Source organism: Antrihabitans auranticaus (assembly GCF_016481275.1).
Lineage (GTDB): Bacteria > Actinomycetota > Actinomycetes > Mycobacteriales > Mycobacteriaceae > Antrihabitans.
In genome coordinates this window covers 397800-411515 of sequence record NZ_JAEMNW010000001.1, presented here as the reverse complement: position 1 = coordinate 411515, position 13716 = coordinate 397800, and the positions used below count along the sequence as shown (strand labels likewise).

Genomic DNA, 13716 nt, shown 5'->3' with positions numbered 1-13716 from the left:
AGGAGGACCGATGCGCAAGCTCACCTACTACGTCGCGTCGACGATCGACGGGTTCATCGCCGCTGACGACGGCTCGGTCGATTTCTTTCCGGTCGGAGGTGACCACGGTCCGGCGATCACCGCGCAGTATCCCGAGACGTTGCCGACCAAAGTTCGTGAAGCCAGGGGCCTGGAAGGCGGCAACGACACGTTCGACACTGTGCTGATGGGCCGTAAGACTCACGACTTCGGCGTCCGCACCGGCACTGCGAGTCCCTACACGCACCTGCGCCAGTACGTTGTCTCGACGACTCTTCCGGAGAGCCCCGATCCGGCGATCGAGCTGATTTCGCAGGATCCGATCGGCAAGGTTCGCGAACTCAAAAAGGAACGCGGCCTGGGCATTTGGTTGTGCGGCGGCGGTGAGCTCGCGCGCCATCTCCTTCCCGAGGTGGATCAGATCTTCCTGAAGCTGTACCCGGTCGTCCTGGGTGGCGGCAGGCCTCTGTTCGGGCAGGGAGCGAGCGTCGATACGCCCCGCAACTTCCATGTCGCGTCGAGCCGTGTCTTCGACGACGGCGTCGCATTCGTCAAGTACAGCCGCTCGTAGCCGACCACTCGTCGCACGCGTTCGGACGATCGGACAGTATGTATCGCATGGATCCGGTCGAGGCCTTGCGAGAGATCGCATACTGGCTTGAACGTTCCCGTGCCGAAACGCATCGAGTCAAGGCGTATCGGCGCGCGGCGGAGATCGTCGAAGGCCTCACCGACAGCCAGCGTGCGCTGCATGCGAAGGCGAACAGTTGGACGAATCTGCCGGGTGTCGGCCCGAAGACCGGTGCGGTCATCGCGCAAGCCGCTGCAGGCGAGGAACCCGCGTACCTCGCCGAGTTGAAGTCGGAAGCTGCCGATATCGGTGCCGGTGGACGCGAATTGCGCGCTGCGCTTCGCGGCGATCTGCACACGCACTCGGACTGGTCCGACGGTGGGAGCCCGATCGACGAAATGATGCGCCGGGCAGCAGCTCTCGGACATGAGTACTGCGCACTGACCGATCATTCGCCGCGGCTGACGGTTGCCAACGGGTTGAGCTCGGAGCGGCTGCGCCACCAGCTCGACGTCATCGCGGAGCTGAACGCCGAGTTGGCTCCCTTTCGTATCCTGACCGGGATCGAGGTCGACATCCTCGACAACGGCGGTCTCGACCAGGACGAGGACCTGCTTGCCGAGCTCGACATCGTGGTCGCGAGCGTGCATTCCAATCTGCGCGCGGACTCCGAAACGATGACCCGCCGGATGGTCTACGCGATCGCGAATCCACACGTGGACGTTCTCGGCCACTGCACCGGTCGGCTCGTCGAGGGCGGTCGGGGCACGCGGCCCGAGTCGAAGTTCAACGCCGAGGTCGTATTCGAGGCGTGCAGGCGCTTCGGAACCGCAGTCGAAATCAACAGCCGTCCGGAGCGGCGCGATCCACCGGGTCGGCTGATCGACATGGCACTGGAAACCGGGTGCATGTTCTCGATCGACACCGACGCTCATGCGCCGGGGCAACTCGACTGGCAGGGCTACGGGTGCGAGCGCGCACAAGCGCACGGCGTGGACCCGGATCGAGTGATCAACACCTGGACAGTCGACGAATTGCTGGCGTGGACGAAGTAATTGCGGCGGGTGTGTAACGCCCCACCCGTCACATCAGATCATTTATTTAGCGAAGCTTTCCACATGATCGATGATCAAGGCGTTTAATAGATATCGGTGAGAGTCTATGGCTCTCGCGGGCGGCCAGACCCATTGCGTCATACAAACTCTCCACAAGTAAGGGCCCGAGGATGATCAAGAACTACGGCACACTTCTAGCGAAGGCTGCGATCGCGGGGGCACTCGTTGTGGCCCCTATGACGATGGTTGCCGCACCTGCGTCAGCGGAATCGATTCCAGGCATCAACAACGCGGACAGATACTGCGACCGCGACTGGCGGGGCGAGTGCTACAACGAGTACGACCGGGGCGGCAACCCGCTCTTCGATTTCTTCCAGCGGCCCCCGGGCATCCTGGATTTCTTCGAAGGCAATAACAACAACAACTACAACAACGGACCGCTCGGTGCGGGCCCGCTCGGTGGCTTGAACACCGGCAGCTTCGGCTCCTGATCGGAATTACGAATTCTCCGTCACGATGCACTGCATCGTGGCGGAGTTTTCTGTATGTCGTTGGGGGAGTGGATCACCGGACCGGGTTGCGGGCGTTCTCGACCGTCCTTGATGCCGTAGAGGGTTCCGATGATGAACCAGACCGCGTGCGCGAGCGGGTCAATACTTAATCGTTCGTGAGGTATCCGCCGCCGTGCGGGAAGAACTCGTCGGCCGTGTGCTCGACGCCATCGTCAGTTCGCAGTCGTTCGATGACGAGTCCACGGCGCTGACCGAGGTAGGCGTCGCTGCCCGCGACGATGACCATGCCCTTGCCTTCGCGAATGAAGACGCGGCCAGGGGTGCCGCCGTAGCGGCACTGCGAGACCGACGCTTCGAGAATTCGCAGACGCTGGCCGCGGTAGAACGTGTACGCGTTCGGATAGGGGTCCGACAGTGCGCGAACGAAGCGTTCGATGTCTTCGGCGGGCCAATTCCAGTTGATGAGGCTGTCGATCTCGGCGCGCTTGTGGAAGAACGTCCGGTCGGCGAGATTCTGCGGCGTCCATGTGGCAGTGCCGGCCTCGATGAGGTCGAGCGACTCGACCAGCACCTCGGGAATCAGGTCGATCGTCGCCTTCACGAGATCGGTACCCGTGTCGTGCGGACCGATCGGGTGTGCGCGCTGCAGCAGCACATCGCCGGTGTCGAGACCTTCGTCCATGCGGTGTGCGGTCAGGCCTACCTCGGATTCCCCGCTGATGACCGCCCAGATGACAGGGGAGAAGCCGGTGAACTTCGGCAGCATCGAGTCGTGGAGATTGAGGGTGCCGTGCTTGGGCCAGTCGTACAGTTCGCGCGGTAGCCAGGTTCGCCAGTTGTTTGCCACGATGATGTCCGGGGCGGCATTCTCCACAGCTGCGATCAGTTCGGCGTCGGGCCGTTTCGCCAGGTGAACTGGGATTCCGTTACTGCGCGCGAGGTCTTCCACCGAGTCCGACCAGATGGTTTCGTATGCGTGGTCGCTCGTCGGATGTGTGACGGCGAGCACAACTTCGTGACTGGAATCGAGAAGCGCTTGCAGGGTCCGATGCCCCCAAGTTTGGTAGCCGAATGTCGCTACACGCATTGATTCTGACCTTTTCTACGGTTTGTTGCGACGCATCGGCCGGTCGGCGATTCGATTCGCGAGTGTCGATCGGATGTCCGAATCCAGCTTGACCGACTCGGATAGGTTATGCAAACCTTAGCTCAACGCTGCACCCCGAACGCGAGAGAGAGTCACTTGGAATCGGCAGAGTCGTTGGCTGCCGCTGCCAACAGGAATGCGAGTACCGGGACTCACACGTTTCCACTGACAATCGCGCAGCAGGGCATTTGGTTTGCGCAGCACCTTGCGCCGGAAGTCCCGATCGTCATTGCGAACTACGTCGAAGTCCGTGGGACGTTGGATGTCGACGTTCTCGACCGGGCGTGCCGGACTGCGGCGCGCGAGGTCGGCAGCGGGATGTTGCGACTCGCCGAGATCGACGGTGTTCCTCACCAGGTCGTCGATCCGGCGCTGAACGACGTCATCGAGCGCATCGATTTCCGGTCTGCGGCCGATCCAGTGACAGCTGCCAGAGAATGGATGCTCGCCGACTACTCCGAGCCTCTCGATCTGCTGTCCGACCGGCTCATCAACGCCGCAGTCCTGCAACTGGGTGACGACCACTTCTACTGGTACTCGTGCATCCACCACATCGCGCTCGACGGTTACGGCGCAATTCTCTTCATGAACCGGGTGGCCGAGCTCTACGCGGCAGCCCGCACGCGGCGGTCGGCATCTACGTCGCAGATTCCAGCGCTGGCAGCGCTCAACGACGCCGAGGCGGAATACCGGGCTTCCTCGCGTTTCGCCAAGGATCGCGACTACTGGCTGGCGAAGGCGGCGGACCTCCCGGAGCCGCTCAGCCTCGCGGGGCGCACGGCCGCTCCCGTGTCGTTGCCGCGTGTGGCAGGCGGCCTGCTCGCCACTGAACTGAATGCCGCTCTAGCGGCCGCTGCGGAGCGCTTGGACACGCTGGGTACACCGGTCGTAGTCGCAGCACTCGCGTCGTTTCTTTCGCACATGACCGGTGCGGAAGACATTGTTCTCAGCCTGCCCGTATCGGGGCGAACCAACGCGGTTCTGCGGCGGTCGGGCGGAATGGTTTCCAATGTCGTCCCGCTTCGCGTTCGCATCGGTCCGGCCTCGACAATTCGCGACGTGGTTTCCGCCGTTCAATTGGAACTGACAGGTGCCCTGCGGCATCAGCGCTATCGCAGTGAAGATGTGCGTCGCGACAGCGGTGCCACCGGTGCTACGCGTGCGTTCTACGGACCCGCCATCAACATCATGAATTTCCCGTCCGACGTCACTCTCGGTGCCGTTGCCGGCCAATTCAACGTTTTGTCGACCGGCCCCGTCGAGGACATATCGGTCAATATCTATCCGAGCGTCGACGGCAATTCCCGGATCGATTTCGAAGCCAATCCGACGTTGTATCCCGCCGTCGAGTTGGCAGATCATTTCGACCGTTTTGTCAGGCTTCTCACGCAGTTCGTCGAGGCGGATCCGGACAGTCGGGTCTTCGAATTCGACGTGCTCACGGCAACCGAACGCGCTGCCGTCGCGCCGGTGTCGGGTCCGCCGGCACTGCGACCTTCCGTGCTTGCCGACCTTTTCGCTGCGGGGGTTTCCGCAGCTTCGGAAGCGGTTGCGCTCGTCTGTGGCGATTCCACACTGAGCTACCGCGAACTGGACGCCCGCTCGAATGCGTTGGCGGCGTATCTGGCTCAGCGTGGTGTGCGACGTGGTTCGTTCGTCGCAGTCTCGTTCGAACGCGGCATCGATTCGGTCGTTGCAGTGTGGGGTGTCATCAAATCGGGCGCCGCGTTCGTGCCGATCGACCCGAGCTATCCGGCGGAGCGCATCCGCCACATGGTCGCCGATTCCGGTGTCGTCATCGGGCTCACCGACAGCAATCACACTGCGCTGCTGCCGGACTCCGTCGACTGGTCGACGCCGGGGGAGTGGGCGTCCTCGAGTGTGCCTGTGCGGGCGCAGGTCGGCGCCGACGATGCCGCCTACGTGATCTACACGTCGGGGTCGACGGGTCTGCCGAAGGGCGTCGTCGTCACACACCGCGGACTTTCCGCGTTCGCCGCAGACGCGCGTGCCGAGCTGGCGGTGACGACATCGTCACGGGTGCTGCGGTTTTCGTCGTCGAGCTTCGACGCGTCGATCTTCGAGATGATCGTCGCATTCTCGGCCGGCGCAACGATGGTGATCGCGTCGCCCGATGTTGCGGGTGGTTCGGATCTGACTGCACTGCTCCGCGATTCTCATGTCACGCATATTGTTTCGGCCCCCGCGATTCTCGGTACGGTCGATGCGACGCAGCTTGTCGAGCTGGAAGCCGTTGTCGTCGGCGGAGACATCTGCCCACCCGACCTCGTCGATCGGTTCGGGCCGACGTGCCGCTTCGTCAACAGCTACGGACCCACCGAGTCGACGATCGTCATCACCGTTTCCGACGCGCTGACCGATCCGCAGGACATCCCGATCGGGCGCCCGATTCAGGGTGCGCGGATCGCTGTCCTCGACCGCTGGCTGCGCCCGGTGCCGCCGGGCATGCCGGGGGAGTTGTACCTCGGCGGTCCTGGCCTGGCGCGGGGGTATCACGGGCGCGCGGAACTGACATCGGCGCGGTTCGTTGCCGACCCGTTCGTTCCCGGCGCACGGCTGTACCGCACCGGCGACATCGTTCGGTGGCGGCGCGGTTTGACCGGCCTGGAATTTCAGGGGCGCAGCGACTTCCAGGTTCAGATCCGCGGGATGCGAATCGAACTCGGTGAGATCGACGCCGTCCTCGCGCGTCATGAGGCCGTCGACTTCGCACTGACCGTTGCCGTCGACGATCGGCTCGTCGCATACGTGCGACGGAAGCCTGCAGCAGCAGCAGCGGCAGTCGTCGTCGACAGCACAGCATTGCTTTCGTTTGCCGGACAGTATCTTCCGCCGCACATGGTGCCCGCACTCGTTGTCGAGCTCGACCGTGTACCGCTCACGCCCGCCGGCAAGGTCGATCGGCGAGCCTTGCCCGAACCCGACTTCGGTTCCGCTGCAGCGACGTACCGCGCGCCCTCGACCCCGATCGAACAGATTATCGCCGATGCTGTTGCTGGGGTGCTCGGCCTCGATCGAGTCGGCATCGACGACTCGTTCTTCACGCTGGGCGGCGACAGCATCATCGCGATTCAACTCGTCTCGCGCGCCAGAGCCGACGGCGTCGTCTTTACGCCGCGAGATGTGTTCGAGCGCAAGACAGTTGCGGCGATCGCCATGGTTGCAGAGACTGCCCAAGCCGCACAACAGATGCGGCTCAGCGAGTTGCCCGGTGGCGGGGTCGGCGCTCTGCCGTTGCCGCCGATCGCGACAGCCGTTCTCGAACGGGCTGGGCGGCCTTCCGATATCGACCGCTTCTATCAAGCTGTAGTTCTCGCCGCGCCAGGGGATCTCGATCTTGCGACCCTGGTCGGGGCCGTAGCAGCGGTGCTCGATCGGCACGATGCTCTGCGCGCCGTGCTCGGTGACGGTGAACTCGTGGTCGGTCCGGTTGGTTCTGCCGATGCCCGTGTTCTGCACGCTGCCGCAGGTGTCGGCCGCGATCGCGCGGAGTTCCGCGACGAGCAGATTCGACTGGCGGTCGACCGGCTGGATTCCCGCGCCGGGGTAATGCTCACCCTGACGGTGCTCGAATACCCAGACGCGCGCGCTGAGATCCTCGTAGTTGCTCATCACCTTGTCGTCGACGGTGTCTCCTGGCGAATTATCCTCCCGGACTTGGCAGTTGCGTATACGCAACTGCGGTCCGGCGCCAGGGTGGCGCTCGCTCCCGTCGAAACGTCCTACCGGCGCTGGACGCATGCGCTCGCCGAGGCCGACCTCGATGGGGAACTCGAGGCCTGGACCGGCATCGTCGACGGGGCTGTCGCGCAGCTGGGTTCACGTCCGCTGGCTGCCACCGATCTGGGCTCGACAGTCGAGCGAGTCGCGGTCGAGGTGCCGGCTGATGTCACCGACGCCGTCCTGATCACTCTGCCCGAGGTCTACAGGGGCAGTGCGAACGACGGTCTCGTCGCCGCACTGGCACTTGCGATTGCTGCCTGGCGGGGTGAGCGCTCGTTGCTGCTGTCGCTCGAGGCCCACGGTCGTGACGAGGAGCTGATCGCCGGCGCGGACGTCTCCCGGACGGTCGGCTGGTTCACCGCGGCCTTCCCGGTGCGAACCGACCTTGCGAGTATCGATGTGGCCGAGGCACTTTCCGGCGGAGCCGCCGCAGCGATCGCGGTAAAGGCAATCAAGGAGCAGTTGCGCGCTGTTCCCGGCAACGGCACCGGTTACGGCTTGCTGCGGCAGCGGGGGAGTCTCGCGGGACTGCCCGAACCGCACATCGGTTTCAACTACCTTGGCCGCCTGACAACACCGGCAGCCGATTCGCCCGACGGGGACTGGCTGCCCATCACCGAGGTCGATCTCAATACCTACAGCGGGGCCGATCTGCGGGTGGGGCTCTCGCTCGATATCAACGCCGCGGTCGGCAGCGACGGAAAGCTCACGGCTACTTTCGGTTTCCCGACGGGTGTGCTCGCGCATGCTGACGTCGCTCGATTGGCAGCGTTGTGGCAGGACGCACTGCGTGGCCTAGCGTTACACGTGCAGCGTCCCGACGCCGGTGGGCTGACGCCGTCGGACGTGTCGCTCATCGAAGTCGGGCAGGCGCGGATCGACCGCATGGAGAACGAGTACGGCCACCTCGACGACGTGTGGTCGCTTGCACCACTGCAATCGGGATTGCTCTTCCACGCCACGTTTGCAGCCGACGACGTCGACCTGTACGTCGGGCAGATCGTGCTGCAACTCGGTGGATCTGTCGACGCGGAGCGGATGCAGCGAACTGCGCGGCGGTTGCTCGCACGGCATGCGCCGTTGCGGGCTTCGTTCGTATACGACGCGGACGGCGTTGCTGCCCAGGTGATTCCGCGGTCGGTCGACGTGCCCTTCCGGGTAGTCGAGGACATGCCGGCCGAGCACGTCGCCGCCGCGGAACGGAGCCGCCGTTTCGACATGGCCGCGCCACCGCTGATTCGCTTCGTTCTGGTCCACAACGCGGGAACCGCGACTCTTGTCGTCACGAATCACCACATCCTGTTCGACGGCTGGTCGATGCCGTTGTTCGTCAAGGACCTGCTGGTGCTCTATACCGCGGACGCCGAGATTCCCGGACCGGCGCCGCAGTATCGCGATTACCTCGCGTGGTTGGCGAAACAAGATCGCGGCCGGGCACTCGATGAGTGGAGGCGTGTCCTCGACGGCGTCGAGTCGCCGACTTTGTTGGTGCCGCACGCTGATCCGAGCGGTCGGCATGTGCCTGCCGAGATCGAGGTTCCGCTCTCGGCAAAGCAATCCGGCGCGGTGACCGAGCTTGCCCGGCTGACCGGAGTCACGCCGAACACCGTCGTCTCGGCCGCGTGGGGAATCCTGTTGTCCCGACTGCTGTCTCGTGACGATGTCGTGTTCGGTTCCACTGTTTCGGGGCGACCGCACGAATTGCCCGGCGCAGCAGAGACTCTCGGCCTGTTCATCAACACGGTTCCGGTGCGGCTGCGAATCCGCGCCGGCGAAAGCGTCGCAGACCTCCTCGCCCGAGCGCAAGCCGACCAAGTACGGGTGCTGGGCGGTCACCACGTCGGCTTGGCGGATATTCAGTCGACGGTCGGCGCCGGCGCCACCTTCGACACGCTGACCGTTTTCGAGTCCTATCCGATCGATCGCGCGGGCCTGACCGCTGACACCGACTTCGCCGGCATGCGGGTCTCGGGAATCGACGTCGCCGACGCGACGCACTATCCGGTCGCGCTGATCGCCACCCTCGAGCCGCAGTTGCGGCTTCATCTGGAGTACGCGCCGACTCTGCTTGCCGCCAAAGAGATCAGAACGCTAGCCGAACGCCTTGCACGGATCCTCGACGCGATGACGAGCCGGCCGGACGCTCCCGTCGCGGCAATCGACGTCATGTCCGAGGGCGAGCAGGATCTGATCCTGCGGCGGTGGAACGCTACCGATCACGACGTTCCGGCCGTTTCGCTGGTGGAGCTGCTCGATGACGCCGCGGGAGCGTTCGCGGATACTCCCGCAGTGACTTTCGGCGCGCAGACACTCTCGTACCGTGAATTCACCTCACGTGCCAAGTCTTTGGCTGCCTACCTCGCCGATCGAGGCGTCGGACCCGACTTGCACGTCGCCGTCGCGATGCGCCGCAGTATCGACTTCCTCGTTGCGATCCATGCGGTCGTTCGTGCCGGTGGTGCATACGTGCCGATCGACCCCGCGCATCCAGCGGCTCGGATCGAGTACGTGCTCGACAGCGCCGCACCGGTTCTCGTCCTGTCGACGGCTGCAGATGCGGTCGCGCTGCCGGGCGGGGTCGCATGCGTGCACGTCGAAAACATCGCGTCCGGCAACGGAACGCCTGTGCGCCCGAGGCCGGGCAACGCCGCCTATGTCATCTACACGTCGGGCTCGACGGGCCGCCCAAAGGGTGTGGCGGTGTCGCACGGCGCCATCGTCAACCGGTTGCTGTGGATGCAGGACGCCTACCCGATCGACAGCACCGACGTCGTCCTGCAGAAGACACCCGCAACGTTCGACGTTTCCGTGTGGGAGTTGTTCTGGCCGTTGCTTGCCGGTTCCAGGGTCGTGATCGCCGAACACGACGGGCACCGCGATCCGCAGTATCTCGCCCGCGCAGTACGCGAGCACGCCGTCACAACGCTGCACTTCGTGCCGTCGATGCTCGACGTTTTCCTGGAGCACACCGATCCCGGCGATCTTCGCTCGGTGCGGCGCATCTTCGCCAGTGGCGAAGCGCTCCCGCGCGCCACGGTCGATCGCGCGCACGAGTTGTTCGATGCGCCGCTGCACAACCTGTACGGACCGACCGAAGCGGCGGTCGACGTCACCTTTCACCCGACGGATTCCACAGCGGACGGACCGGTTCCTATCGGTGCACCGGTGTGGAACACGCAGGTTTACGTCCTCGACGCGGGCATGGCGCCGGTGCCGGTCGCAGTGGCGGGCGAGCTCTACCTCGCAGGTGCCCAACTTGCCCGCGGGTATGTCGGCCGGCCCGACCTCACGGCGGAGCGCTTCGTCGCCAACCCGTTCGCGCCGGGTCGACGGCTCTATCGGACCGGCGACCTCGTGCGCTGGTCGCCCGCCGGTGAACTCGAGTACCTGGGCCGCACGGACTTCCAGGTCAAGTTGGCCGGGCAGCGCATCGAGCTGAGCGAAATCGAAGCCGTGCTCCGCGACGCCGATGGTGTCAGCGGTTCCGCGGTGGTCGTTCTTCCCCCTGGACGCCTGGTCGCATATCTCACGGGCGCCGTTGATGTGGCCGGGTTGGCAGATCATGCGGCGGCGCGCCTGCCGCAGTACATGGTGCCGAGTTCGTTCGTGGTTCTCGACGAGATGCCGGTGGGCGCGACGGGCAAGCTCGACCGAAAAGCATTGCCGGAGCCTGACTACGAGCCTGCAACGCGGATCGCGCCGGATTCGCCGAGCGAGCACGCCATCGCCGCAGTGTTCTGCGAACTGCTCGAGTTGCGCGAAATCGGCGTCACCGAGAGCTATTTCGAACTCGGCGGAAACTCGCTGACCGCGATGCGTGTCGTCGCGCGCATCAATGCCGAGCTGGGCAGTGATCTCGGAGTGCGGGATCTTTTCGACGCACCGACCGTCCGGGGACTTGCGGCACTGGCGGTCGGAGCCGACCGGCGACTGCCACCGCTGATCGCTGGACCGCGACCCGCGGTACTGCCACTGTCGCCTGCTCAGCTGCGGATGTGGTTGATCAACCGCTTCGATCCGGCGTCCGGCGCCTACAACATCGCTGCTGCGCTTCGGTTGACAGGCGAACTGAGCCCCGAGCTACTGACCGCCGCGATTGCGGATGTCGTTGCCCGCCATGAGGTCCTGCGGACCCTGTACCCGAGCACACCCGACGGACCGGTCCAAGCAATCCAGGCCTCGTGGCAGCCTGCCCTCGAGCGTCGGGTCGTCGACCGGGACGCGGTCGCCGGCAACGTCTTCGAACTGGTCGCGACCGGTTTCGATGTCACGACGCAGGTCCCGCTGCGGTTGGCGCTGCTCGAACTCGCACCCGCCGAGCGGGTACTGGTGGTCGTCGTCCACCACATCGCCGCGGACGGCGTGTCCATGCAGCCGCTGACTCGTGACATCGTGCTCGCCTACCTCGCCAGAACTTCGGGAGCCGCGCCGCAATGGACGCCGCTCCCGATCCAGTACGCGGACTACGCCCTGTGGAAGCTCGATGCGCTGGGCGCCGAAGACGATCCGTCCTCGGTGGCAGGTCGGCAGGTCGAATACTGGACTCGCGCACTGACCGAACTGCCGCAACGACTGGCAGTTCCTACCGACCGCGCGTATCCGCCCGTCGCGTCGCAGCGTGGTGACGTGGTCGAATTCGAGATCGATGCGGCGACGTACGACTCCGTACGCGCGCTTGCGAATTCGGCCAGATCCACCCCTTTCATGGTGTTGCACACGGCGTTTGCCGTCCTACTCGCGCGCCTGAGCGGCAGCAGCGACATCACGGTCGGCACTCCGGTGGCTGGGCGCGGTAAACGCGAGTTGGACGACGTGGTCGGCATGTTCGTGAACACGCTCGTGCTCCGCACGCAGATTGCGCCGGGCTCGTCCTTCACCGATGCACTCCAAGAAGTACGCGATGTCGACCTCGCGGCGTACGCGAACGCTGACGTGCCGTTCGAGCGGCTGGTCGAGATCGTCAAGCCGGCGCGTTCGACCGCACATCATCCGCTGTTCCAGGTTGCGTTCTCCGTCGACGAACCGGTGCCGTCGGTCGAGTTGCCAGGGCTCGTCGTGCAGCCGCTGGACCTCGCCGCCACGACCGCCAAATTCGATCTGGCACTGGCCGTCACCGCTCCCGGTCGCGACGAGTCCGCGCGCGCACAGTTGACGTTCGCGACCGACCTTTTCGATCGCGCGACTGTCGAGACGATCGCCCGACGGTTCTCGGCGGTGCTGCGAACTGCGGTAGCGGATCCGTCGAGTGTCGTCGGCGACATCGAGATTCTCGACGCGGGGGAGACCACGGACCTCGCGCGCCGTGTCGGTCCGCCTGCGTCCCGGCCGCAGACCTTGCCGCAGATACTTGGCGGTGGTGTCGAAGCTTCGCGGGGCGGCGTCGCCGTGGTCGACGGCTCCACGCAGCTGACGTACGCGGAGCTCGACACCCGATCGAATCAGCTGGCCCGCAGGCTGATCGAACTCGGCGCCCGTCCCGAGACCTTCGTGGCGGTCGCATTCCCGCGTTCGGCCGCAGTACTCGTCGCCGTGTGGGCGGTCGCCAAGACCGGCGCGGCCTTCGTGCCGATCGATCCAGGCTATCCGCAGGAGCGAATCCGGCACATGCTCACCGACTCCGGGTGCATCCTCGGGCTGACCGATGTGAGTACCGTTGCCGGACTGCCGGATTCGGTGGAGTGGTTGACCGGCGAGAGTGAGCAGAGACGCGATTCTGCACCGATCGACACTGCGAGCCTCGACGTCCGGCATCCCGCCTACGTGATCTACACGTCCGGGTCGACGGGCGTCCCGAAGGGTGTCACCGTCACGCACGCCGGCCTCGCGATCTACACGGCTGCCGCGCGGCCCGAACTGGGCACGCGCCGTGACTCGCGAATGTTGCGATTGTCGTCGGCGAGCTTCGACGCATCTGTGTTCGAGATGGTCCAGGCATTCAGCGCGGGCGCGACGCTCGTCGTAGCGCCGCCCGAGGTTATCGGTGGTCATGAACTGACCGAACTGCTTCGTGCCCAACGCATCACGCACATCATTACTGCGCCCGCCGCGCTCGCAACTGTCGACGGTTCCGATCTGCCCGACCTGCAGGCGGTCGTCGTCGGCGGCGACGTGTGCCCGCCGCAGTTGGTGGAGCGCTTCGGCGGCCGGTGCCGGTTCTTCAACAGTTACGGTCCTACCGAAACGACGATTGTCGTCACGATGGGCAGTCCGCTCGCGCCAGGTGACGACGTCACCATCGGTCGCCCGCTCGACGGTGTTCATGCGCTCGTGCTCGATGCGCGAATGCGCCTCGTTCCGGTCGGCGTGGTCGGCGAGTTGTACGTCTCCACAACAGGTCTGGCACGCGGCTACCACACTCGTCCAGGTCTGACTGCGGAGCGGTTCGTTGCCAACCCCTTCGCCGGGCCGGGCGAACGGCTCTACCGAACGGGCGATCTCGTCGCCTGGAACCTAGCCGGTTCGCTGAACTACCACGGCCGCTCCGACGCGCAGGTGCAATTGCGCGGATTGCGAATCGAACTCGGCGAGATCGACGCCGTCCTGGCGCGACATGCCAGCGTGTCGTTCGCGTTGACGGTCGCACATAACAGTGCTGGTGATACCACGCTGGTCAGCTACGTCGTGCCCGCGCCGGATCGGACGATCGACGTCGACCGATTGCGCCGCCAC

General features: G+C 65.0%; 5 protein-coding genes (1 of these 5 cut by a window edge). 4 read left to right on the top strand and 1 reads right to left on the bottom strand.

Annotation, left to right across the window (positions count from 1 at the left end):
• The first annotated feature begins 10 nt into the window (after nucleotides 1-10).
• From JGU72_RS01630 to JGU72_RS01620, 3 genes are all read left to right on the top strand, one after another.
• Entirely contained in the window at nucleotides 11-589 is a 579-nt protein-coding gene (locus JGU72_RS01630; RefSeq protein ID WP_199682009.1) for a dihydrofolate reductase family protein, read from the top strand.
• 47 nt (nucleotides 590-636) lie between these two features.
• Nucleotides 637-1644: a PHP domain-containing protein gene (locus JGU72_RS01625; protein WP_199682008.1), complete on the top strand. Its 1008-nt coding sequence runs from the start codon at nucleotides 637-639 to the stop codon at nucleotides 1642-1644.
• A gap of 170 nt (nucleotides 1645-1814) precedes the next feature.
• Nucleotides 1815-2135, top strand: a complete 321-nt coding sequence (locus JGU72_RS01620) for a DUF4179 domain-containing protein (protein WP_199682007.1) — start codon at nucleotides 1815-1817, stop codon at nucleotides 2133-2135.
• Between the two features lie 166 nt (nucleotides 2136-2301).
• Here JGU72_RS01620 and JGU72_RS01615 read toward each other — a convergent pair whose 3' ends face one another.
• Nucleotides 2302-3243, bottom strand: a complete 942-nt coding sequence (locus tag JGU72_RS01615; protein WP_199682006.1) for a methionyl-tRNA formyltransferase — start codon at nucleotides 3241-3243, stop codon at nucleotides 2302-2304.
• A gap of 156 nt (nucleotides 3244-3399) precedes the next feature.
• Between JGU72_RS01615 and JGU72_RS01610 the strand changes: the two genes are divergently transcribed.
• On the top strand, nucleotides 3400-13716 hold the beginning of the coding sequence (locus JGU72_RS01610; RefSeq protein ID WP_199682005.1) for a non-ribosomal peptide synthase/polyketide synthase. Its footprint extends 18222 nt past the window's final position; only the first 10317 of its 28539 coding nucleotides appear in the window; the start codon lies at nucleotides 3400-3402; the stop codon falls past the right edge of the window.